Raw genomic sequence first — 24704 nt, forward strand, 5'->3', positions numbered from 1 at the left:
CCCGAGGAGCCTGTCACATCGGACAAAATTCCGGAAAGTCACGTGCCTATACACGCTCTTGTGGCATTTGACCAGCCAGAGTCTTATCTTTTTTCCAAGCGGCGCACTTATTGTACGCAAGTGACGTAAGGCCCTGCTCTGGATGCGCGCCCGGCAATAATGCGTGCAATACGCTGCATGTTGCGCGTGGGTTTCGCTGGATTGCGCAAAGCAGGATTGGGCAGCGTTACAGCCAGCAAAGCAGATTGTTGCGCCGTCAAACGTGATGCCGGGCGCTTGAAATAGTGCTGTGCGGCGGCCTCAATTCCATAGATGCCTGGACCCCACTCGGCAATATTGAGATAAATCTCCATAATCCGCCGTTTTGACAGCACGCTATCTGCGACCAGCGCCAAGGGAAACTCTAGTCCTTTGCGAATATAAGATCGACCATTCCACAGGAACAAATTCTTCACAGTCTGCATGGTGATGGTCGATGCGCCACGGCTTGGCCCGCCATCAGTGGCGTCATCCAGAACGAGACTGAGCTGGTGCCAGTCCACGCCACCATGGCTGCAAAATTGCCCGTCTTCGGCCATCATCACGGAATTTATCAAAACGGGTGCCACATCTTCGATACTGACCCATTGCCGATCCACGTCCTCAAACAGAATGTAATCCTTCACCATCAAGGTGGAAACAGGCCGCACGAAAGGAACCGAATAGACGAGGATCAGAAAAAGCGGCAGGATCGCAAGCGCAATCAAAATCTTGAGCATAAGGGCAATTCTGCCACCCCAAACAGGATCAGCCAAGTAATTGCGACCATCTTTGCTCTTGAGAATGATTTTTGCCACTTCCACCGCCCGTTCATTCCGATTTAAGCGACATAAACTATTCCTTAACAATAATGAACCTGATTCCATAATCGATCGCAGCATTTCGAAGGTCGGATTAATCGTTTTGCGGCTCTTAATCCTCCCTTTGATGACCGCTTGATGAAAAAGCCTGTGCTGATCACTGTGCCCAGTTGACCAAATCAGCGCTTTCGTCCATCCCCTTTAGGCATGGAAAACGTGTCTGTCGATTTTGCTCAATCCCTGAACCTGCGCGCGCTCGAAGTCGAGACAATGCTGGTCGGGCTTCTGGATCTTCGTTTGCGCAGTGGCGAAGTGGCTCGCCCTGAACGATTGTTGGCCGCCATGCGCCATGGCGTGCTGAATGGCGGCAAACGCCTGCGCCCCTTCCTGGTTATCGAAAGTGCATCCCTGTTCGGCCAGCATGGCGATGCGGTTCTGCGCGTGGCATCCGCGCTAGAGTGCATTCATTGTTATTCGCTCGTCCACGACGATCTTCCGGCAATGGACAATGACGATATGCGGCGCGGCCAGCCGACCGTGCACAAGGCTTTTGATGAGGCCGCAGCGATTCTCGCAGGTGACAGCCTGCTGACCTATGCTTTTGATATCGTCGCTTCCGACGAAACCAACCTGCCGGCCGGGATACGCATCGAACTGGTCGCAGCGTTAGCGCGCGCGTCAGGCATTGGCGGCATGGCGGGTGGTCAGGCGCTTGATCTGATGGCAGAAAATAACAAGCCGGATGAGGCAGGCATTATCACATTACAGGCCATGAAAACCGGCGCGCTCATTCGTTTTGCCTGTGAAGCCGGTGCGATTATTGCAGGTGCATCGCGCGAGGACCGTGAACGCATGGCCGAATTTGGCTCAGCCATCGGCCTCGCCTTCCAGCTTGCAGACGATCTTCTCGACGTGACCGCAGACGCAGCCTCCATGGGCAAGGCAACCGGCAAAGATGCGGCGGCAGGCAAAGCCACACTTGTTGCGCTCCATGGCATCGACTGGACACGCAAGCAACTCTCCGGTCTGGTTGCTCAGGCGGAAAGCCTGCTTGAACCATTTGGTGACGATGCCCTCATTCTCAAACAGGCCGCACGCTTCATCGCAGAACGGCAGAGCTGATCAGCTCGCTTTTCTATTGGCCAGCCCGAAGCGGTTTTCAATATAGTCGGCAACCATCTTCTGGAAATCAGCAGCAATCTCAGGTCCGCGCAACGTCGTAACCTTCTTGCCATCGACAAAGACCGGTGCGGACGGCGTTTCGCCCGTGCCGGGAAGCGAAATGCCAATGTCGGCATGTTTCGATTCGCCCGGGCCATTGACGATGCAGCCCATGACTGCAACCGAGAGTGCTTCCACACCCGGATATTTCTCGCGCCAGACGGGCATCGAACGACGAATATCGTCCTGAATATTCTGTGCCAGTTCCTGAAACACGGTTGAGGTCGTGCGACCGCAACCTGGACATGCCGCAACAATCGGAATGAACTGACGAAAGCCCATCGTCTGCAAGAGTTCCTGTGCCACCTGCACTTCACGCGTGCGGTCACCGCCCGGCTCTGGCGTCAGCGAAATGCGGATCGTATCGCCAATACCCTGTTGAAGCAGAATACCCATGGCAGCCGAAGAAGCGACAACCCCCTTGGTGCCCATGCCAGCTTCAGTGAGGCCCAGATGCAGTGCATGATCGGAGCGCTGCGCAAGCATCGTGTAAACGGCGATCAGATCCTGCACCTGACTGACCTTTGCCGACAGAATGATCTTGTCGCGGCTCAAACCGATCTCTTCTGCAAGATTTGCCGAAATCAGCGCCGACTGAACAATGGCTTCGCGCATAACTTCCTGCGCGCTCAATGGTGCACCTTCCGCCTGATTGCGGTCCATCAGCGTGGTCAGCAATTCCTGATCGAGTGAACCCCAGTTCACACCGATACGCACTGGCTTGTCATAACGGATCGCCATTTCGACGATATCGGCGAACTGCTTGTCTTTCTTGTCCTTGAAACCGACATTGCCCGGATTAATGCGATATTTTGCGAGTGCTTCCGCACAGGCCGGATGATCGGCAAGCAGCTTGTGGCCGATATAATGGAAGTCACCGACCAGCGGCACATTCATGCCAAGGCGTTCAAGGCGCTCACGAATTTTTGGAACAGCAGCAGCCGATTCGTCACGATCAACCGTTATGCGCACAATCTCCGACCCTGCGCGATGCAAAGCTGCAACCTGCGCAACAGTGCCATCAATATCCGCCGTATCGGTATTGGTCATCGACTGCACGACAACAGGTTCGCTGCCGCCAACGATAACACCGCCAACGCTGACACCAACGGACTGGCGACGGGGAAATGGATGCGAAAAATAGCTGACGGTCTCGGAAGACATTGTGCTCTGTTCTTTTATCCTGCAGCCATTGCAAGGACTGCTTTTTAGTACGGGCCTGCTTTCAGGTGGCGTAGCACGGCGCAATTGTCAACGCCTGACCACCTTGCTTTGTTGTTATATAATCACTTGCAGACGCCTTGTCCCTTTATAATTATAGCACCGCGCGTCAGGAGGAAACGACACATGCCAAATAAAAATGCCCGCAAAACCGCTATCATCACCGGCTCCAATTCCGGCATCGGGCTTGGCATTACTCACGCATTGGCAGGTGCCGGGCACAATGTTGTGATCAATTCCTTCACAGATCGCCAGGAAGACCACGATCTGGCTGCAACAATCGCCAAAGAACATGGCGTAAACGTGATCTATATGAGCGCCGATATGTCAAAGGCGGGTGATTGCCGGACACTGATTGAAAAGAGCGTGGAGGCCTTCGGGAGTGCCGACATCCTCGTCAACAATGCCGGCATCCAGCATGTGGCCCCCGTCGAAGAGTTCCCGACAGAGCAATGGGACCGCATCATTGCGATCAACCTGACCTCGGCATTCCACACATCAGCAGCAGCAATTCCCCATATGAAAAAGTTCGGCTGGGGCCGCATCATCAATATCGCTTCGGCGCATGGACTTGTCGCATCGCCATTCAAATCAGCCTATGTCGCAGCCAAACACGGCATTGTCGGCTTCACAAAAACGCTGGCACTTGAACTTGCGACTGCCAAGATCACTGCCAATTCCATCTGCCCCGGCTATGTGCTGACCCCGCTTGTCGAAGCGCAGATACCCGATCAGATGAAAGCCCATAATATGGATCGGGAAACGGTCATCCGCGAAGTGATGCTCGATAAACAGCCGACGAAGGAGTTCGTCACCACCGCTCAGATCGGCGCGCTTGCGGCCTTCCTTACAACGGACGCCGCAGCACAGATTAACGGCGCCGCCCTGCCAGTCGAAGGCGGCTGGACCGCTGAATGAAATCAGTGCGAACTGTCCGCATATTTTGCCAGCCCTGAGAAGGCGAGAACCACCAGCAACAGCACAGGCAGCGACAGGAACACCACGCTGAAACCGCTATGCTTGGCGACAAAGCCGATCAGCGAAGGTGCAACCAGCATACCGGAATAGCCAAGGGTCGTGGCAATCGACAGGCCCACACTTGGATTAACACCCGGTATGTTACCGCCAATGGAGAAGGCAATCGGTACCATGTTGGAAATGCCGATACCGCAAATGGCAAAACCAAAGATCACCGCATAAGGGTGGCTCGACAGGCCGACAATGACCATGCCGACAATCGCAATCGACGTGCAGAAACGCAGCGTATTGATCGCACCGAAACGGTCACGGACAATATCGCCTGCAAAACGCATGATCGCCATGGTCATGGAGAAAGCCGCAAAACCAAAACCGGCGACCGTGACTGACGCCCCCAGTTCATCACGCAGATAATATGCCCCCCAATCCAGAATTGCACCTTCCGGGATCATCGAGAACAAAGCGATAATGCCGACCAGCCATGGCAGCGCATTGCGTGGCAGCACCAGCTTTTGCTTTTCGCCGCTTGGGTGATGAAATTTATCCGCAACAATCGAAGGCCATGCGAAGACAAGCAATCCCGCCGCCACAAGGGTTGCAATCAGCGCATGGACCGTTGAACCGACATGGGCGATAAGAAAGCCGCCGGTTGCAGCACCGATCAAACCGCCAAGGCTCCAGAAAGCATGGCAGGACGACATGATGGCGCGGCGCATTTTCTTCTCAACCGCGACCGCATTGGCATTCATCACAACATCCATCGCGCCGATTGTGCCGCCAAAGTAAAGCATGGCAATCACAGCGGTCACGACATTGGGCACAAGCGCGATGATCAGCAGTGTTGGAATGACGCCAATCGCAAACAGCTTCACCACAGCGCCCGATCCGCGATGCGCCGACAATGCGCCAGCCACCGGCATCATCGAAAGAGAGCCAATGCCAAAGACAAGGATCATCAGGCCCATGCCACTGGTATCAAGCCCAAGACGAGCCGCAAATTCGGGAATTTTCGGTGCCCAGCCACCAAAAATATACCCATTCATCAGAAAGAGCAGCGCCACTGCGATGCGCTCTCTGGTCACGATTGGCGCACGCTCATTCAACGCATCGTTTCGTCCGGCAGCCTGTTCCATGATGTCCTCAGTCACGCCCTTCTACAGCGTGTATAACCGTCATGCCCGCAGCCCGATAAGGCGCAAGCACGTCTTCATTTGCATCTTGTTCGACAGCCATAACATTGACCGCCTCAATGGATATGACATCGTGCGCAGCAACAGTGCCAAGCTTGTCACTGGTGATTGCCAGCACCACCTTGCGGCTACGTCCGGCAATAACCCGCTTGAATTCCGCATCTTCCAGATGCAGCGCTGTGATACCGATCTCTGCCGCTATACCGCAGGCACCAAGCACACAAAGATCAGGCCGCACCAGTTCCGCATCACGCAAAGCGCGCACACCGACCGCCGCACTCACACGGCGATCAATCGGACCGCCAATCATCACCACGTCGATCTTGTCTGACTTGAGGACGATGGCAGCAATGGACGGCGTGTTGGTGACAACCGTAATCACATCACCCCGATCAGCGAGCAGACGCGCAAGTGCCAAATTGGTTGACGAGGAATCCAGAAACACCGTCATGTTCGGCTCGATCAGAGCGGCCAGCGTGGCAGCAAGGGCCGTCTTGGCTTCCGGTCTTTCTGTATCGCGCTCCGCAAGCGGTGCATAAGACGGCGCCGCCTTCAGCGCACCACCATAAACACGCTTGCAAAGACCCGCTGCCGCCATTTCGCGAAGGTCACGGCGGATCGTGTCTTCCGAAACCCCAAAAGACTCCGCAAGCTCACTCGCCAATACGCGCCCGGACTGATCAAGCAGTGCGCGAATTTGCGCCTGTCTTTCGTCGAGTAATAGCTCTGTCATCGCTTGTTCCTATCACCCCGCACAAACATGCATAAATCGGTAAAAACGTGCATAACAGATTTTTATGACCGCGCAAGCAAAAGAAAATGCCGCACCCCTTACAGAGCGCGGCATCTCAACATTTACGGAAATGAAGCAGAATTATTCTGCGAAGACGATCAGCAAATCCTTCGCATCGATCTGCTCGCCGGGGCGTACAAGCACTTCGGCAATCGAACCGTCGCGCTCAGCGCGCAAAGCCGTTTCCATCTTCATGGCTTCAATGGAAAGCAGCACATCACCTGCCTTCACGTTCTGGCCCTGAGAGACCGCAACCGTTGACACTACACCGGGCATCGGCGCGCCAACATGCTTGTCATTGCCGAGTTCCGCCTTGCGCTTCACACCACCCGATGCACCCTTGGCACGGTTTGGCACCTTGACGCGGCGCGGTTGGCCGTTAAGCTCGAAAAACACAGTGACCATGCCCTTCTCGTCGGTCTCAGACATGGCCTGATTGACGATTACAAGGGTCTTACCCCGTTCGAGATCAACGAAGACTTCTTCTTCCGGCTTCAAGCCGTAGAAATAAACCGGCGTTGGCAGAACACTTGTCGGACCATAGTTTTCCTGCGCCGCCGCATAGTCGGTGAAGACCTTTGGATACATCAGGTAGGAAGCAAATTCCTGATCCGTGATCTCGCGACCAATCGTTTCCTCAATCGACTTGCGTTCGGCATCAAGGTCAGCGGCTGGAAGCAGAGAACCCGGACGCACAGTGAACGGCTTTTCGTCTTTCAGAACTTTCTTCTGAAGTGATTCTGGCCAGCCCGATGGCGGCTGACCAAGATCGCCACGCATCATCGAAACGACGGAATCCGGGAAGGCAATATCCTTATCCGGGTTTTCGACATCAGCGACAGTCAGGTCCTGAGAGACCATCATCAGCGCCATGTCGCCTACGACCTTGGAGGATGGCGTCACTTTGACAATATCACCAAACATCCGGTTTACATCGGCATAGGCCTGTGCCACTTCATGCCAGCGGGTCTCTAAACCCAGCGAACGCGCCTGTTCTTTGAGGTTGGTGAACTGGCCGCCCGGCATTTCGTGAAGATAGACTTCCGAAGCCGGACCCTTAAGGTCGCTTTCAAAGGCCGCGTACTGATTGCGCACGGCTTCCCAATAAAACGAAATGCGGCGGATCGTTTCCGTATCAAGGCCCGGATCGCGTTCCGAACCATGCAGCGCTTCGACAATCGAGCCAAGACATGGCTGCGATGTATTGCCGGAGAAGGCATCCATGGCCGCATCCACCGCATCGACACCGGCATCGACCGCTGCAAGTACCGTTGCTGCCGAAATACCCGACGTATCATGTGTGTGGAAATGGATCGGCAGATCGGTTTCCTCACGCAGCGCCTTGAACAACACGCGTGCTGCCGCAGGCTTCAACAGACCCGCCATATCCTTGAGAGCAATGATATGTGCGCCAGCCTTTTCAACCTGTTTGGCGAGATCGACATAATATTTAAGGTCGTATTTGGCGCGTTCCGGATTGAGAATATCGCCCGTATAGCAGATGGCCGCTTCGCAGAGCTTGTTTTCTTCCAGCACCGCATCCATCGATACGCGCATGTTCTCAACCCAGTTGAGGCTGTCGAACACGCGGAACAGATCCATACCGCCACGCGCTGCTTCACGCACGAAATACTTCACCACATTGTCCGGGTAGGACTTGTAGCCAACACCATTTGCACCGCGCAGCAACATTTGCAGCAGAATGTTCGGCGCGCCTTCGCGCACCATTGCCAGACGTTCCCACGGATCTTCCGTGAGGAAGCGCATCGACACATCAAAAGTCGCACCGCCCCAGCATTCAAGCGAGAACAGGTTCGGTAGCGCCTGCGCATAGGCATTGGCCACACGCGCAATATCATAGGTACGCACGCGCGTTGCCAGCAGTGACTGATGGCCATCACGCATGGTCGTGTCCGTCATCAGAACACGCTTTTCATTGCGCATCCATTCAGCAAACTTCTGAGGCCCAAGCTTGTCGAGCAACTGCTTGGTGCCATCCGCGACCGGACGATCACCAAACCATGGCACTATAGGCTTTGCAGCATCACGCTGAGGCTCCGCACGGCCCTTGGTTTCCGGATGCCCGTTAACGGTCACATCCGCCACATAGGTCAGAAGCTTGGTCGCACGATCCTGACGCTTCATATGGGTAAAGAGTTCCGGCGTCGTATCAATAAAGCGCGTCGTATAATCATTCGATTGGAATTTCGGATGATTGATGATCGCTTCAACGAAGGTGAGGTTCGTTGCAACACCACGAATACGGAATTCGCGCAAAGCACGGTCCATACGGCGGATCGCTTCAATCGGGGTTGCGCCTGATGCCGTCACCTTAACCAGTAGCGGATCATAATAACGCGTGATCACCGCGCCCGAATAGGCCGTACCGCCATCCAATCGAATGCCGAAACCCGATGCCGAGCGATAGGCCTGAATGCGTCCATAATCGGGAACGAAGTTGTGCTCGGGATCTTCGGTGGTAATGCGGCACTGAAGCGCATGACCGTTGAGGCGAATATCCTTCTGTTCGGGAACGCCGGATTGAGGCGTTCCGATCGCGTAACCTTCCAGAATATGAATCTGTGCCTTGACGATGTCGATACCCGTCACTTCTTCCGTGACCGTGTGCTCAACCTGAATACGCGGGTTCACTTCGATGAAGTAAAACGCGCCGGTATCGGCATCCATCAGGAATTCGACCGTGCCTGCACCGATATAATCGGTGGCATGGGCGATTTTGAGACCATAACCCGCCAGTTCCTGACGCTGCGCGTCATTGAGGTAGGGTGCAGGTGCCCGCTCAACCACTTTCTGATTGCGGCGCTGGATCGAGCAATCGCGCTCATAAAGATGGACCGCATTGCCATGCGTATCACCCAGAATCTGCACTTCGACGTGGCGCGCACGCTCAACAAGTTTTTCGAGATAGACTTCATCCTTGCCGAATGCAGCCTTGGCTTCGCGCTTGGCTTCCGTCACTTCGCGATCAAGGTCTTCCTCAGCACGGATTGCCCGCATACCGCGACCGCCGCCACCCCATGACGCTTTGAGCATCAGCGGATAGCCGATCTTGGCTGCAAGCTTCTTGACTTCTTCAATATCGTCCGGCAGCGGATCGGTTGCAGGCACAACCGGCACACCAATCTCGATTGCGAGATTACGCGCAGCAACCTTGTTGCCAAGACGGCGCATGGTCTCCGGCTTCGGGCCAATGAAGATGATGCCATTCTGCGCACAAGCATCGGCAAATTCGGGGCTTTCCGACAAAAGACCATAGCCCGGATGGATGGCATCGGCACCCGAAAGCTTGGCCACACGAATGACTTCATCAATCGAAAGATAGCTTTCAATCGGTCCAAGATCACGCGCCAGATGCGGTCCGCGACCGACCTGATAACTTTCGTCTGCTTTAAAACGATGCAGCGAGAGTTTGTCTTCCTCTGCCCATATGGCCACCGTTTGAATGCCAAGCTCATTGGCTGCACGGAACACGCGGATAGCGATTTCTGAACGGTTGGCAACCAGAATTTTACGGATGGACAAGGCAGAACTCCCACACTGCAATGATCGATATGGCTTTGATTAGCCTGCAATGTAAGCAAGCGCAAACAAACTGTGCAACATGAATAGAAAAACAAAATGCCCGGCTAAAAGCCGGGCATTGTGATGAAATTTCAGTCAATTTATGCTAATATATGAGGCAGACTTACTTCTGGAAGTAATTATACTTGCCATCATCACCCTTGCGCCATTCGAACATGACATAAGGCGACAAGTTCGGATCACCCTTGTCATCATAAGACAAATCACCAAGCACCGTCTTGAAAGGACCTTTACCCTTCAATGCGGCAGCCACTTCCTGCGGATCATTGTTTCCAGCGGCATTGGCAGCATCAACCAGCGACTGAACACCTGCGTAAGCGTAGAAGGTGTAAGCCTCAGGCTCAAAGCCCTTGTCACGGAACGCCTTGATGAGATCGGCATTGGCTGCATCATCACGCGGATCTGGGCCAAAAGTGTTCAGAACACCCGCAACCGCATCGCCTGCAATGGACGCCAATTCGTTGGAGACGATGCCGTCACCCGAAATAAACTGAGCCTTCAAGTCCTGATCAGCCATCTGGCGGATGATGAGTGCCGCTTCCGGGTGCATACCACCCCAATAGACGGCAGTGATTCCAGCAGCTTTCATCTTGGAAATCAGGGCCGAGAAATCCTTGTCGCCCTGATTGACGCCTTCATAAAGCGTTTCTTCCTTGCCATTGGCATTGAGCGACTTCTTGGTTTCATCAGCCAGACCCTGACCATAAGGCGTCTTGTCGTGCAGAATGGCGACTTTGCCGTCTTTGTAATTGTCAGCAATGTATTTGCCAGCAACGATGCCCTGCTGATCATCCCGGCGGCAGGTGCGGAATGTGTTCCACAAGTAGCGCTCGGTGAAGGTTGGGTTCGTCGTTCCTGGCGCGATCATCAGCACGCCATTTTCGGCATAAATGTCCGATGTCGGAATGCTGACGCCGGAATTGAAATGGCCGATCACAAACTGCACACCGTCACCAACGAATTTATTGGCGACCGAAATCCCTTGACGCGGATCGGCTGCATCATCGCCGTAAACAATCGTGATCTGCTCGCCATTCATGCCACCCTTGGCATTGGCTTCCGCAACAGCAGCTTCAACGCCGCGCTTGATCTGATCGCCATAGGCTGCCTGACCACCGGTTAACGGTGCTCCGACCCCCAGCAGCACATCGGCAAAAGATGCGCCCCCCATTGCCATCAGTGCAGAAAGGCATACGCCGCAGAATAACGACTTCTTCATTTCAACTACTCCCATTTCAAACGTTCTCCGAACAAAATTGCGGAAACGCCAACTCCACCAGAAGAGATTATTCAAGCGGGGCGACACCCATCGCCCCTCCTCCATGGCTCGAACTGCCCACCGTGTTTTACGCCAAACAATATCGTCAGGTTAGGTAAAATGACTTAAGACAGTCTTGTCTACCCATTATATTATCTAAATATGATGTTTTTTTCGCATGACTTAATGCAGTTACAGATTCCATAAAATAAAAATGCCCGACACATGGCCGGGCATTCTTTGGCTTTGCGCAATATTACTGTAAAAATTTACTGCTGAACGTAAGTATATTTCCCGTCAGCACCCTTTTCCCACTTATACATAACGTAACCTGGAAGCTTCGGATCACCCTTCTCGTCATAAGACAGATCACCAAGCACTGTTGGGAACGGGCCTTTTTCCTTCAGAGCCTTGGCAACTTCCTGTGGGTCATTGCTGCCGGCAGCCTTTGCTGCCCCCGCAAGCGACTGCACCGCCGCATAGGAGTAGAGGGTATAGGCTTCTGGCTCAAAGCCTGCATCGCGGAACTTCTTAACGAGTTCAGCATTTGCCGGGGCATTGCGCGGATCTGGGCCGAACGTGTTCAGCGTGCCTGCGACGGCATCGCCTGCAATCGAAGCGAGCTCGTTGGAGACGATACCATCGCCCGAAATGAACTGGACCTTCAGCCCCTGATCGGCAAGCTGACGGATGATGAGACCGGCTTCGGCATGCAGACCACCCCAATAAAGAACGGTGACACCCTGCTGCTTAAGCTTGGCGATCAGCGCTGAGAAATCTTTCTCACCCACATTCACGCCTTCATAGACGGTTTCTTTGACGCCCAGTTCGTTCAGCTTCTTCTTGGTTTCATCGGCAAGGCCCTGACCATAAGGGGTCTTGTCGTGAATGATAGCAATCTTGCCATCCTTGAAGTTGTCGAAGATATACTGCCCGGCAACAATGCCCTGCTGATCATCACGACCGCATGTACGGAACGTGTTCCACAGACCGCGCTCCGTATAGACCGGGTTGGTTGCAGCTGGCGAAATTTCGAGAATGCCGTTTTCAGCATAAACATCAGAAGCCGGGATCGAAACGCCCGAGTTGAAGTGACCGATGACATATTTCACACCGTCAGCAGCAAACTTGTTGGCAACCGAAATACCCTGCTTGGGATCCGACACATCGTCGCCAAGCGTGATCGTGATCTTTTCGCCATTGAGGCCACCGGCATCATTGATTTCTTTGATTGCAGCCTCGGCACCTTTTTGAATCTGCGCGCCATAAACAGCATTCGGACCGGTCAGCGGTGCGCCAATGCCCAACAGCACATCTGCCCAAGCCGAGCCACTAAAAGCCATCACCGCTGCAAGAGCAACGCCTGAAAAAAGCGATTTCTTCATTACTTGAACTCCCGATTATAGTTACCCCTAAACGATGTTTTTACATCGCATTATTGTCTTGCTGATCACCCAGCAATATCTACGCTGAATTCTATCCGTTCAACGTGATCTTTTAGGGAAGCTCCGCTGCAAGCGCCTTGTTTTAAACACGTCTCCCAAAATCGGTTCCCACGTTTGGAAGACATAGATTTGCAGCGAAGCTTCGAATTATTTTGCCTTCCAGCTCAAAGGCGAAGCTTTTTCGTAGAGCCAGTTATATTGGCGCACCATCTGCTTGGTTCGGGTAAACCGGAATCCGATCGTCCCAATGATCATCAGCACGATCAGGTCAACCAGATAATAATGCAGCGAAAGCAGCGTGCCCTCAAACAAGGCATAGTGAATGAAGCGAACCGCTGCCGCCAATGGGATAAGATAGAGCAGAAGATGCGGATAAGTCCGCCACGTCTGCGCACAGGCCCGTCCCGTCATCCAGGCAGCCCAACCGCCCAAAAGGCACGTGATGAGAAAAAACAGCCAGAACGACGGTTCTTCGTAGAGAATTCCCTGCATGTTTTCCTCCTTAATGCCTTCCGCCTTCAAGATAGGCTGCACGCACTTCCGGGTCAGCCAAGAGTTCGCGACCAGCGCCGCTCATGGTGATTGATCCATTGACCATCACATAACCGCGATCAGCAAGTTTCAGCGCACCAAAAGCATTCTGCTCGACGAGAAAGACCGTCAGCCCCTGCGTGCGGTTGAGTTCCTTGATCGCTTCAAAAATCTGCTTGACGATCAATGGTGCAAGGCCAAGGGAAGGCTCATCGAGAAGCAGAAGTTTCGGACGCGCCATCAGCGCACGCGCAATTGCCAGCATCTGCTGCTCGCCGCCTGAAAGGGTGCCGCCACGCTGCGTGATGCGTTCCTTGAGACGCGGGAACAAATCAAACATCAGCGCAACATCTTCTTCGAAATATTGCTGATTATCGAGACTTGCCCCCATCTGCAGGTTTTCAAGAACCGTCATACGCGGGAAAATGCGACGACCTTCCGGCGACTGTGCAATACGCAGCTTTGCAATCTCATGCGGCGGCAAAGACGTGATGTCCTTGCCCCCAAAGAGAATACGGCCCGTCCGCGCCCGTGGGGAGCCGAAAATCGTCATCATCAGCGTGGACTTGCCAGCACCATTCGCACCGATGAGTGCAACGATCTCCCCCTCATTGACCGTCAGATCAATACCCTTGAGAGCACAGATATTGCCGTAATAGGTCTCAACCTTCTCAACAGCGAGAAGCGGTTGTTTGGTCTGCATGGTTTCAGCCGTCATTATTCGCTTCCCTTCTTAGGCTTCGCCGGAGCTTGAGGCGCTTTGGCAGCTTTTACGGGTGCGCTCTTGTGACTTGTGGGAACATCGCCAGCTTCAACACGCTTTGAAAACTCGGTTGCTTTGCCTGCGGCAAGCTGGGCCGCCTGTCCAACCCAGTCCTCACGCGCAATGCGCCCATCAAATTCGAGATAGGTTTCAACTTCAACGATGTGACTTTCAGTCCACGCGGCAATCTGATCAAAATGATAGATACCGTGCTCGTTCAGTTTCTTCTCATTGACTTCACCAATACCCTTGATGAACGTGAGATTATCGGGCCGACCATCGCGAGCAGCAGCCAGTCCGCCTGCAAAACGCACGGCCTCCTCGATCTTTTCTTCCTCAATTGCCTCTTCGGCAAGTTGCGTTGCAATGAAATCAGCCGGATCGCCAGTGCCCGGCTTGTCGGCCACTTCGATCAGATCAGCAATTTCATCATCGTCCACACCGAGATAGGCGGCAATAACGCGCGGATCATTCTTGACGTGTTCCGGCGAACCGTCAGAGATCTTGGTGCCATATTCAAGCACAATAACATGGTCGGAAATTTCCATCACCACCGACATGTCATGCTCAATCAGCAAGATCGACGTGCCCGTTTCCTTGCGAATATCAAGCAGCAGCTTGTTCAGCTCTGCCGATTCACGCGGATTAAGACCAGCCGCAGGCTCATCAAGGCAAAGAATTTCCGGCTCGGTGCACATGGCACGCGCAATTTCCAGACGGCGCTGATCGCCATAAGGCAGATCACCAGCCGGATCATCCGCACGATCAATGAGGCTGATCTTCTCAAGCCAGTAGCGCGCTTTCTCAATCGCTTCCTTCGCAGCCTTCCTGTAGGTCGGAAAACCAAGCAGACCAAGGATCGTATAGCCCGACGAGCGCATCAGCGTGTTGTGCTGTGCAACAAGCAGGTTTTCGAGAACCGTCAAGCCCGAAAACAGACGAATATTCTGGAAGGTACGCGCGACACGCGCATCCTGCGTGATCTTGAAATCAGGCAAGCGCTCCAGAAGGAATTTCTCGCCGGTATTCCGGTTCATTGTGAGCATACCGCCGGTCGGCTTGTAAAACCCGGTAATGCAGTTAAAGACCGTGGTCTTGCCAGCACCATTGGGGCCGATGATCGCCGTGATGTCGCCGCGCTTTACATTAAAGCTCAGATCATTGATCGCGACGAGACCACCAAAGCGCATCGACAGATGCTCAACTGTAAGAATGGTATCTTTCGAACCATTGCCAGCCATAATTTTTGTCTCCGCCATCAGCCGTGCCCTTCCTTGGTAAAGGCACCCGACACCATCTTCTTCTCGTTCAGGAATGCACTTGGTTCGCGGCTTCCAACAAATCCGCGCGGCTTCCAGACCATGACAACCACCATGGCAAGACCGAAGATCAGCATACGATAGAGTTCAGGGGTGAAGTTTGGACCGAAAATGGCTTTCAGGAAGCCCATTTCGCGCAGGATTTCTGTACCACCAATCATCGCAATCGCCGCAATGGCAATCCCGACAAGCGATCCCATGCCCCCCAGAACCACGATAGCCAGAATAACGGCCGATTCGAGGAACACAAAGGATTCAGGACTTACAAAACCCTGACGCGCCGCAAAGAACGAACCGGCAAAACCACCAAACATAGCCCCTGTCGCAAAGGCGGTAAGCTTGGTCGTGGTGGTGTTGATGCCGAGCGAGCGGCAGGCGATTTCATCCTCACGCAGCGCTTCCCATGCACGACCAACCGGCATGCGGCGCAGACGGATCGTCACCAGTGCCGTGATGAGCGCCAAAATGAGAATGATATAGTAAAGGAAGAATTTGTAATGAGCTGCCGAGAAGGTCAGGCCATAATAGGCGGCAAAGCCGTCCTTGCCCGCATTGAACTGCAGACCGAAGAACGTCGCCTTGGCAATGCCCGAAATACCGAAGGTCCCTTTGGTAAGGTCCGTCCAGTTTATCAGCACAAGTCGGATGATTTCACCAAATGCCAGCGTCACAATGGCCAGATAATCGCCGCGCAGGCGCAAAACCGGGAAGCCCAGGATAACACCCCAGGTCGCAGCCAACAGTCCCGCGATTGGCAGAAGAACCCAGAACGACCAACCAAAATAGGCAGACAAAATGGCGTATGAGTAAGCGCCAACTGCGTAGAAAGCGACATAGCCGAGATCAAGCAGACCTGCGAGACCAACAACGATGTTAAGCCCCCACGCAAGCATCACATAAATGAGGATCTGCACACCGAAATTATCGACCCATTTCAGCGACCCCTGCCAGCCCACAAGAGCAACGATCAGGATCGGATAGGCAAAGAGGAATGCAACACCAAAATGCGAAAAGTGCCTGCGGAAGAAAGATGGCGCTTCCGCTTCCGCTGCAACCGAAGCGCGGCTGGCCTTTTCAAACTTGCGTGCCTGAAGCCAGGGCTGCAGGAATGCGATAAAGGCAAAACGTCCCACAGCCGCGATTGCAACAAGCGTTGCAAGTGCGCCCCAGCGCTCCGCCAGTACCAGCTCATTGCTGATGTTCTGGTCGGTTTTGAAACCGACAATGAGAACGAAAAGCCCAAACGCCAGAATACCGGCAATGAACCCTTCACGAATGGCCCGGACAAAAAGGGAATCCGGGCGTGAACCTGTTTGTACGGCCATGATTACACCTTTTCGACTTCAGGTCGGCCAAGAATGCCGGACGGCATGAAGATGAGCACGATGGCAAGGATCGAAAACGCGGCAACATCCTTGTAATCGATCGAGAAATATGCGGACCAAAGCGCTTCAATGAGACCGATCAGCAGACCGCCAACCACCGCACCCGGCAACGACCCAATCCCGCCCAGAACCGCCGCGGTGAAAGCCTTGACGCCGGGGATAAACCCGTCAGCAAAGGAAATAACGCCGTAGAAGGAGAGATAAAGCGTACCCGCAACAGCCGCCAGCATGGCACCCATCACAAAGGTCAGTGAGATCACCCGGTCAACATTGATGCCAAGCAACGCCGCCATCTTGCGGTCCTGCTCACACGCACGCTGCGCACGCCCCAGAGAGGTCCGATTGACGATATACCAGAAAATCGTCAACAACACCGCGGTCACCACGATAACCACGATCTGCTTGAGCGAGACCGTCACATCGGTTCCAAAGAGGCTGTATGAGCCGTTCAGCAACTGCGGCACCGGCTTGTTGCGCGGCCCTTGTGTCACCTGAACAAAGTTGGACAATGCAATTGACATACCGATCGCTGTGATCAGCGGCGCCAGTCGAAACGACCCACGCAGAGGCCGGTAAGCCGCCCGCTCAATCGTCCAGCTCCAGAGCCCTGTCAGAACCATTGCAACGACCATCATCAAAAGCAACATGAGCGCTATTGGCAGCGCACCTATGAACGTTGTGATGATCAGAAAAACAATCAGCGCCATGAAAGCGCCGAGCATAAACACATCGCCGTGAGCAAAGTTGATCATGCCGATAATGCCGTAGACCATCGTGTAACCGATGGCGATCAGGCCATAAATCGATCCGAGCGCAAGCCCGTTGATCACTTGCTGGAAGAAATATTCCATCGAGAAGCCACCCATTTAACTCTACCCGGTATTATTGCCGCATCATTATTTCGTGCGGCTTCGTTTTATTCCCGGATAATTACACCTAACGGCTGTATTAAGGATTGCAAGCCCCTTTTGTCTCAGACAAAAGACTAATGACTTACTTCCTCCACAAACTAGTTATGTCCCCTATGAAGTACCCTGTATATATATTTTTCTCCTATTAAGAGGCCAGTATTCCACATTTTTCCCGAGACGTCTCAGACAAAAAATAGGGAGTTTCTCCCTATTTTTGCCTGCCGTACCGGTTTTACGCAACCGTGAATCCGTGTGCGAAGGGATCACGATCATCAATGAAGATCGTATTATAGCCTGTCATGCGTGCCCAACCGGCGATTGAAGGGATGATTCCCTGCTTTCCAGCCACCTCCACAGCACGCTCAACACGCCCATGAAACAGCGATCCGATAATGGATTCGTGCACGAAATCGTCGCCCGGCTTCAGCTTTCCCTTGGCCGCAAGCTGTGCCATGCGCGCGGAAGTGCCTGTACCGCAAGGGGAACGGTCAATAGCCTTCTCCCCGTAGAAAACGGCATTGCGGGCATGGGCTTCCGGCTGAGTCGGCTTGCCTGTCCACAAAATATGGGTCAGACGATTGATGTCGGGCAATTCAGGGTGCTGGAACTTATATTTCTCATTCAGGCGTTCACGCAGCACCGGGCTCCACGCAATAAGCTGCAACGCGGAATAATCTTTCATGTCGGTATAATTTTCTTGCGCCTCGACAATCGCATAGAAATTTCCACCATAGGCAACATCGACCTTGATCGGCCCAAGGTCCGGGCATTCCACTTCAAGACCTTCTGCATAAAGGAAAGCCGGAACATTGGTCAGACGCACACGGTCGACATATTGTCCGTTTTGCTCATATTCGATTGCAACCAGACCTGCCGGTGTTTCAAGATTGAGCTTACCCGGCGTCTTTGGCGTCACCAGCCCCTGCTCAATCGCCATAGTAACGGTGCCGATCGTGCCATGACCACACATCGGCAGGCAGCCCGATGTTTCAATGAAGAGCACCGCGACATCGCAATCGGCGCGTGTTGGCGGGTAAAGGATTGAGCCGGACATCATGTCGTGGCCGCGCGGCTCAAACATGAGGCCCGTGCGGATCCAATCATACTCGCGCAAGAAATGTGCGCGCTTTTCCATCATGTTGGCACCAACGAGGTTGGGGCCGCCGCCCGCAACCAGACGCACTGGATTGCCGCATGTATGTCCGTCGACGCAGAAAAAAGAATGTCTTGCCATGATGGTCAGTTCCGAAAACGTTGTGGCTTGAAAGGTTCTATATCGATTGCTGGCGCAGTGCCGGTGATCAAATCACATATGATACGTCCTGTCGCCGCCGATTGTGTGAGTCCCAAATGTCCGTGGCCAAAGCCATAGTAAATATTCCCGCCTGCTGATGCGCGGCCGATAACCGGCATGGAATCGGGCATGGACGGACGATAGCCCATCCATTGCCGCCCGCCTTCGGTCTTCAAACCCGGCAAAAACATCGCAGCTTTTTTGAGCATGGCGGCAGAGCGCGCGTAATTGGGCGGCAGATCAAGGCCACCGAACTCGACGGCCCCACCGACCCGTAGCCCCGTTGCCATCGGGCTGATAACAAAACCATGTCCAGGGAAGGTCAGTTGCCGCTTCACATCGAAGCTACCAACCGGCAATGTCGTATTATAGCCGCGCTCCGTATCGAGCGGCACCAGATCGCCAAAACCTTTTGCGAGGTCTTTCGACCATGCACCGGCCATCAGAACGAGATGCGTGGCATCAATCTGCATCGCATTGTCGAGGCGCACAACCGCGCCCCCATTTTCAGCCTGCGCGCTTGCCACAGAAGCTTTGAGAAAACGCGCACCCTTTGTTTCGGCATAGGCCCAGATCGCCTGACCGAAAAGCTTGGGATCACTGACATTCTTCCAGCCCGGCACAAAGGTGCCTGCGACAAAGCGCGGATCAAGCCCCGGCTGCAACGCTTTCAAGCGCTCGCCGCGCACATGCTCATAGGCAATCCCGGCCTTTGCCTTTGCATCCCAGCCCGCCTGGGACGCAGCAAGCTCGCCTTCGCTTTCATAAAGCTCCAGATTGCCAGCTTCCTGCAAACGGTCCCGCAAGCCTGCCCTATCAATCAATCCCAGCATCTCGCTTTGCGCAAGTTGCATCATATTGCCCTGCGCAACGGTCGTCTTTTCGAGCGCCTGCGCGCTGCTCGCCCGCCAGAAGCGATAAAGCCATGGGATCATTTTTGGAAAATAAGACGCGCGGATCGTGAATGGTCCAAGCGGGTCCATCAACCAACCCGGAACCTTGCCCATAACGCCTTTGGAGGCCATCGGCAGAATATCAGAAAAGGCCAGCGCAGCCGCATTGCCGGAACTCGTTTCCTCGCAAATGCCGCTTCGGTCAATCACCAGAACATCGCGACCAGCCTCGGCCAGCAGGGCAGCCGTTGCCACGCCAACAATGCCGCCACCGATGATGACAATATCATACCGCCGCTTCGAATCAGAGTTCATAAATGCACGGCTCCCAACCAGTATTCATCTAAGCTGACACCTGTGATGCATTTTCATAGCGCTCACATGGATCGTCTAACCATTTTTTGGAATGACTCCATGTCAAAAGCTCGCTATCGATGATCATCGTGCAAGCGTGGCGTTCTGCTTAGTGTGCAATGTCACAGCGTCAATTGTTGATATATCAGAGATATATCTATAGGATTAATTTGTGTCAATTCCCATCGGTACAAGGCTTAGATCTGCATGAAACATGCAAGTGTCAGCGAGAAAAACATGAAAAGCAGCACAGCTCTGATCGACAGCTGGGGTAACGAAAGCCTTGCTGAACAGGCTTATCGCGTGCTGGAACGCCTGATCGTTACACTGGAACTGGAGCCCGGCTCGATCGTTAACGAGCGCACGCTGATTGAAATGACGAATATGGGGCGCACTCCGATCCGAGAAGCCATCCAGCGGCTGGCATGGGAGGGACTGGTTGAAGTTCGGCCACGCTCCGGCATCGCGATTGCACAGATTGATCCGAAAGATTTCGGTAAAGTTCTGGATGCGCGCGAAGGCGTCGAGCGGGTGCTGGCACGTGATGCTGCACGCTTTGGCAGCGCACGCGATTATGAGCGGCTGAAAGCTGCCGCCGATGCGATGCGTCAGGCCGTACCATCAGAAGACGTGTCGCTGTTTCTGGATGCTGACAAGGCATTTGATATCGTGCTGGGCAGCGCCGCCGGCAATCATTATGCTGCGCGTGTTGCAGCGCCGCTGCAAACCCATAGCCGTAGATTCTGGTTCAGACTGCGGCCTTCAACCGGGATAACCGGCTCTGCCAAGGCCCATGCGGAACTGATCGAAGCGATTATTTCCCGCGAACCTGAACGGGCAAGCGATACGGCCAGCAAACTGATGGAATATTTGCGCACACTTGCGCCTTGAGCGTCGTGCAATCGTGCTCGCGCATCCCGAAAAGTGTGAAACGGTTTTCGGACAAAAATGCTGGTTAAAGCAAAGCATGAGAGCGTTGATCTGGTCCAATCAGATCGACACGTGCTCTAATGCGCCTTGTTCATCGAATCCGACATCTTGCGCATCACGTTGAGCGCTGTGCTCAACTCTTCATCGCTGACGCCTTCGAGCAAATCGGCGCGCACGTCACCAGCAAGCTTGACCACCTCTTCGGCAAGACGCTTGCCTTGTTCCGTCATCACAATCCGCTTCGCCCGACGATCACCATCAACGGCCCGCCGTTCAACAAAGGCCTGCCGCTCCAGCCCATCAATCAGACGAACCATGGTTGCGTTTTCAATCTCAAGAACCTCTGCCAGTTCCTTCTGATAGAGACCTTCCTGTTCTATCAGCGTCAACAACGTGCGTGCGCGTGCCAGTGTAAGGCCGCGTTCCTTTACGCGAGCATCAAACACAGTACGAAGTCTGCGATTAACCTTGGTCATCGCATCAATCATGTCTGCACTGAGATCCGCTCTGTTCATAACGACTACCTTATATTAGCGAGCTAACAATTATTGATGGGATAAATTGGCAACTCAATATTTTCAAGCGGTCTTTTGATTCTCACGCAAGCGTGATGGACATAAAACATGGTCCAGCCAGCCCCATGTATGGGTCGGTAAAAGTATGTTTCAAATAAAAAAAAGCGGGCCAAAACCCGCTCTTTCAAATTCTGTCTTCATGGGAAGCCGTAGCCTGACCTTTTCAGGCCGGAAGCACCTGCCCCTGAAGCGTCATCAGCTGATGCAGAAAAACTTCTGCCTTCGTGCGATGTTCGTTCGTCGCGGCATCTTCGATATGCTTGCGCGCAAGGTCAATGCGCTTCTGAATATCAGCAGAATCGATGTCATCAACATGGATTGCCGATTCGGCCAGAACTGTGCAGCCCTGCGGCGTAATGTCGGCAAAGCCGCCAAAAACCACATAAGAATCAGATTTGCCGTCGCTCTGCTTCACCGAAACGACACCCGGCATGATCGTCGTCATCAGCGGCGAATGTCCTGCAAGAGCCGTCAGGTAGCCTTCGCTGCCCGGAATGACGACTTCCGTCACCTCAGCCGAAAGCAGGAGGCGTTCTGGCGACACGAGTTCGAATTGGAAAGCTTGAGCCATGGTTCTCACTTAAATTTCTGGAGCTTGATCCCGAAAAAATCCGTTTCGGTCAATGATCACACTCAAACAAATGAACAGGCATTTTCGGCGGACCAACAAGCCCGCCGAAAACTCAATTCATTAAGCGGCTTCAGCAGCCAGCTTCTTTGCCTTTTCGATCGCTTCTTCAATCGAGCCAACCATGTAGAAGGCTGGTTCTGGAAGATGGTCGTATTCACCGGCGCAAAGACCCTTAAAGCCCTTGATGGTGTCTTCGAGCGCAACGAGCTTACCTGGCGAACCAGTGAACACTTCAGCAACGAAGAACGGCTGCGACAGGAAGCGTTCGATCTTACGAGCGCGCGCAACGGTCAGCTTGTCTTCTTCCGACAGTTCGTCCATGCCGAGGATGGCAATGATGTCCTGAAGAGCCTTGTAACGCTGCAGGATTGCCTGAACCTGACGGGCAACTGCATAATGCTCTTCACCAACGATCATTGGATCGAGCATACGCGACGTTGATTCCAGAGGATCCACAGCCGGGTAAATACCCTTTTCAGCGATCGAACGGTTCAGTGTTGTGGTTGCGTCCAAGTGGGCGAACGAGGTTGCTGGTGCAGGGTCGGTCAAGTCGTCGGCAGGAACATAAATAGCCTGAACCGAGGTAATCGAACCCTTGGTCGTCGTGGTGATGCGTTCCTGCATCTGGCCCATGTCGGTTGCCAGCGTTGGCTGATAACCCACAGCAGATGGAATACGGCCCAGAAGTGCCGAAAGTTCCGAACCAGCCTGCGTGAAGCGGAAGATGTTGTCCACGAAGAACAGAACGTCCTGGCCCTTGTCACGGAAGTTTTCAGCAACCGTCAGCCCCGACAGAGCAACGCGTGCACGCGCACCCGGAGGCTCGTTCATCTGACCGTAAACGAGTGCGGCCTTGGAGCCTTCACCGCCACCGAGCTTGTTCACGCCCGATTCGATCATTTCGTGGTAAAGGTCGTTACCTTCACGGGTACGTTCACCAACGCCTGCGAATACCGAGTAACCGCCGTGCGCCTTAGCAACGTTGTTGATCAGTTCCATGATGAGAACGGTCTTGCCAACGCCCGCACCGCCGAACAGACCAATCTTACCACCCTTTGCGTAAGGTGCGAGAAGGTCAACAACCTTGATGCCCGTTACGAGGATTTCAGCTTCGGTCGACTGTTCGATATATGCTGGCGCTTCCTGGTGGATCGCACGACGCGCAGTGGTCTTGATCGGACCGGCTTCGTCAACTGGCTCACCGATAACGTTCATGATGCGGCCGAGCGTTTCTTCGCCAACCGGAACCATGATCGGGTTGCCCGTGTCGCGCACTTCATGACCGCGAACCAGTCCTTCGGTCGAGTCCATAGCGATGGTGCGAACAGTGTTTTCGCCCAGATGCTGTGCAACTTCAAGAACCAGACGGCTGCCGAGGTTGTCGGTTTCCAGAGCGTTAAGAATCAGCGGGAGCTGACCGTCTTCGAACTGTACGTCGACAACAGCGCCGATAACCTGAGTGATCTTGCCTACTGCGCCGGCCTTTGCAGCCTTTGGAGCTGCTTCAGACTTGGCAGCGGCTGTCTTTGCCGGAGCCTTCTTGGCTGGAGCTTTTGCCGCTGCTGGCTTCGCTTCGGCCGCGGCGGTAGTTTTCGGGGTCGCTGCTTTTGCCATCGATCCTTTACCTTCCGTTAGCATGATCCCGAAAAGTTGCAGACTTTTCGGGGAATATCATGCGATGAACCTTAACTCTAAAGCGCTTCCGCGCCCGAAATGATTTCGATCAGTTCCTTGGTGATCTGAGCCTGACGCTGACGGTTATACGTGATCGACAACTTGTTGATCATGTCACCGGCATTGCGCGTCGCATTATCCATTGCGCTCATCTTCGCGCCCATTTCGCCCGCCACATTTTCCAGCAGAGCGCGGAAAATCTGGACCGAAATATTGCGTGGGATCAGCGTGCTCAGGATCGCCGCAGGATCAGGTTCGTACTCATAAACCGCACCGCCAGCCGTATCCGCCTGCTCAGCACTTCCAGCCGAAGCCGGAATAATCTGCTGCGCGGTCGGAATCTGTGCGATCACCGACTTGAACTCGGAATAGAACAGCGTGCAGACGTCAAACTCGCCCTTTTCAAACAGCTCGATCACTTTCTGGCCGATCTGATCGGCGTGAACGAAAGCGAGTTGCTTGACTTCGCGCAAATTGACATGGTCGATGATCAGCGAGGCGAATTCACGACGCAGAATATCTGCGCCCTTTTTACCAACAGTGATGATCTTAACCGTCTTGCCTTCAGCGAGGAGCTTACGAGCATGATCGCGCGCCAGACGTGCGATCTGCGAGTTGAAACCGCCGCAAAGGCCGCGTTCTGCAGTCGCGACGACGAGCAGATGCACGTCGTCCTTACCCGTACCCGCCATCAGTGCCGGTGCGTCTTCGCCGCTCACGTTCTGCGCGATATTAGCGAGGACGGCACCCATGCGCTGCGAGTAAGGCCGTGCGGCCTCCGCAGCTTCCTGGGCACGGCGCAGCTTCGCCGCGGCGACCATCTGCATCGCCTTGGTGATTTTCTGCGTCGCCTTGACCGAGGCGATACGGTTTCTCAGATCCTTTAGTGAAGGCAT

Annotated in this window: 21 protein-coding genes; 3 read left to right on the plus strand and 18 right to left on the minus strand. The window is 54.0% G+C overall.

Translation table 11 applies throughout. The features are described from left to right. Nucleotides 1–107 precede the first annotated feature (107 nt). Nucleotides 108–836: a monofunctional biosynthetic peptidoglycan transglycosylase gene (mtgA, locus tag ABE527_RS11455; protein WP_499694549.1), complete on the minus strand. Its 729-nt coding sequence runs from the start codon at nt 834–836 to the stop codon at nt 108–110. Nucleotides 837–1046: 210 nt separating this feature from the next. On the opposite strand from mtgA, the gene ABE527_RS11460 reads away from it, so the two are divergent. Next, nucleotides 1047–1961 (plus strand): polyprenyl synthetase family protein, encoded by a 915-nt coding sequence (locus tag ABE527_RS11460; protein WP_499696987.1) that lies wholly within the window; start codon nt 1047–1049, stop codon nt 1959–1961. On the opposite strand, the gene ispG is transcribed toward ABE527_RS11460, so the two are convergent. After that, the gene (gene ispG, locus ABE527_RS11465) at nt 1962–3224 is read right to left on the minus strand and encodes a flavodoxin-dependent (E)-4-hydroxy-3-methylbut-2-enyl-diphosphate synthase (RefSeq protein WP_499694551.1); all 1263 of its coding nucleotides are present in this window, start codon (nt 3222–3224) and stop codon (nt 1962–1964) included. A gap of 183 nt (nt 3225–3407) precedes the next feature. Here ispG and ABE527_RS11470 point away from each other — a divergent pair, with 183 nt between their 5' ends. Next, the gene (locus ABE527_RS11470) at nt 3408–4199 is read left to right on the plus strand and encodes a 3-hydroxybutyrate dehydrogenase (RefSeq protein ID WP_265984859.1); all 792 of its coding nucleotides are present in this window, start codon (nt 3408–3410) and stop codon (nt 4197–4199) included. A gap of 2 nt (nt 4200–4201) precedes the next feature. Here ABE527_RS11470 and ABE527_RS11475 read toward each other — a convergent pair whose 3' ends face one another. The 12 genes from ABE527_RS11475 to ABE527_RS11530 all read right to left on the minus strand — a co-directional run bounded on the left by ABE527_RS11475 (nt 4202) and on the right by ABE527_RS11530 (nt 19959). Next, nucleotides 4202–5392, minus strand: coding sequence for an MFS transporter (locus tag ABE527_RS11475; protein ID WP_265984860.1), 1191 nt, complete (start codon nt 5390–5392; stop codon nt 4202–4204). 7 nt (nt 5393–5399) lie between these two features. After that, the gene (locus ABE527_RS11480; RefSeq protein WP_499696988.1) at nt 5400–6182 is read right to left on the minus strand and encodes a DeoR/GlpR family DNA-binding transcription regulator; all 783 of its coding nucleotides are present in this window, start codon (nt 6180–6182) and stop codon (nt 5400–5402) included. A gap of 141 nt (nt 6183–6323) precedes the next feature. Next, entirely contained in the window at nt 6324–9785 is a 3462-nt protein-coding gene (pyc, locus tag ABE527_RS11485; protein ID WP_499696989.1) for a pyruvate carboxylase, read from the minus strand. A 163-nt stretch (nt 9786–9948) separates the two neighbouring features. Next, a complete protein-coding gene (locus tag ABE527_RS11490) occupies nt 9949–11064 on the minus strand; it encodes a branched-chain amino acid ABC transporter substrate-binding protein (RefSeq protein WP_499696990.1) in 1116 nt (371 codons plus the stop codon). Between the two features lie 308 nt (nt 11065–11372). Further along, nucleotides 11373–12488 (minus strand): branched-chain amino acid ABC transporter substrate-binding protein, encoded by a 1116-nt coding sequence (locus ABE527_RS11495; protein WP_265984864.1) that lies wholly within the window; start codon nt 12486–12488, stop codon nt 11373–11375. A gap of 207 nt (nt 12489–12695) precedes the next feature. Then, complete coding sequence (locus tag ABE527_RS11500) at nt 12696–13040, minus strand: DUF6867 family protein (RefSeq protein WP_499696991.1); 345 nt, start codon at nt 13038–13040, stop codon at nt 12696–12698. Nucleotides 13041–13050: 10 nt separating this feature from the next. Further along, the gene (locus tag ABE527_RS11505) at nt 13051–13797 is read right to left on the minus strand and encodes an ABC transporter ATP-binding protein (protein ID WP_265984866.1); all 747 of its coding nucleotides are present in this window, start codon (nt 13795–13797) and stop codon (nt 13051–13053) included. Beyond that, nucleotides 13797–15083: an ATP-binding cassette domain-containing protein gene (locus ABE527_RS11510; RefSeq protein WP_499694588.1), complete on the minus strand. Its 1287-nt coding sequence runs from the start codon at nt 15081–15083 to the stop codon at nt 13797–13799. Before ABE527_RS11510 ends, ABE527_RS11505 begins: the two co-directional genes overlap by 1 nt. A gap of 17 nt (nt 15084–15100) precedes the next feature. Further along, nucleotides 15101–16486, minus strand: a complete 1386-nt coding sequence (livM, locus tag ABE527_RS11515) for a high-affinity branched-chain amino acid ABC transporter permease LivM (protein ID WP_499696992.1) — start codon at nt 16484–16486, stop codon at nt 15101–15103. 2 nt (nt 16487–16488) lie between these two features. After that, nucleotides 16489–17397 carry a branched-chain amino acid ABC transporter permease gene (locus ABE527_RS11520; RefSeq protein ID WP_265984961.1) on the minus strand — a complete coding sequence of 303 codons (909 nt, stop codon included), beginning with the start codon at nt 17395–17397 and terminating at the stop codon, nt 16489–16491. 292 nt (nt 17398–17689) lie between these two features. Continuing rightward, on the minus strand, nt 17690–18691 hold the full coding sequence (locus ABE527_RS11525; protein ID WP_265984868.1) for a 4-hydroxyproline epimerase: 1002 nt from the start codon (nt 18689–18691) through the stop codon (nt 17690–17692). Between the two features lie 5 nt (nt 18692–18696). Then, nucleotides 18697–19959, minus strand: a complete 1263-nt coding sequence (locus tag ABE527_RS11530) for an NAD(P)/FAD-dependent oxidoreductase (RefSeq protein WP_265984869.1) — start codon at nt 19957–19959, stop codon at nt 18697–18699. A 246-nt stretch (nt 19960–20205) separates the two neighbouring features. Between ABE527_RS11530 and ABE527_RS11535 the strand changes: the two genes are divergently transcribed. Then, nucleotides 20206–20889, plus strand: a complete 684-nt coding sequence (locus ABE527_RS11535; protein WP_499696993.1) for a GntR family transcriptional regulator — start codon at nt 20206–20208, stop codon at nt 20887–20889. Nucleotides 20890–21005: 116 nt separating this feature from the next. Here ABE527_RS11535 and ABE527_RS11540 read toward each other — a convergent pair whose 3' ends face one another. The 4 genes from ABE527_RS11540 to ABE527_RS11555 all read right to left on the minus strand — a co-directional run bounded on the left by ABE527_RS11540 (nt 21006) and on the right by ABE527_RS11555 (nt 24704). Further along, a complete protein-coding gene (locus ABE527_RS11540) occupies nt 21006–21443 on the minus strand; it encodes a MarR family winged helix-turn-helix transcriptional regulator (RefSeq protein WP_499694559.1) in 438 nt (145 codons plus the stop codon). Between the two features lie 223 nt (nt 21444–21666). Beyond that, nucleotides 21667–22074 carry a F0F1 ATP synthase subunit epsilon gene (locus ABE527_RS11545; protein ID WP_265984872.1) on the minus strand — a complete coding sequence of 136 codons (408 nt, stop codon included), beginning with the start codon at nt 22072–22074 and terminating at the stop codon, nt 21667–21669. 120 nt (nt 22075–22194) lie between these two features. After that, on the minus strand, nt 22195–23748 hold the full coding sequence (atpD, locus tag ABE527_RS11550; RefSeq protein ID WP_265984873.1) for a F0F1 ATP synthase subunit beta: 1554 nt from the start codon (nt 23746–23748) through the stop codon (nt 22195–22197). A 77-nt stretch (nt 23749–23825) separates the two neighbouring features. Further along, the gene (locus tag ABE527_RS11555) at nt 23826–24704 is read right to left on the minus strand and encodes a F0F1 ATP synthase subunit gamma (RefSeq protein ID WP_265984874.1); all 879 of its coding nucleotides are present in this window, start codon (nt 24702–24704) and stop codon (nt 23826–23828) included.

Source organism: Brucella sp. TWI432 (genome assembly GCF_039674445.1).
Taxonomy (GTDB): Bacteria; Pseudomonadota; Alphaproteobacteria; order Rhizobiales; family Rhizobiaceae; genus Brucella; species Brucella chromiisoli.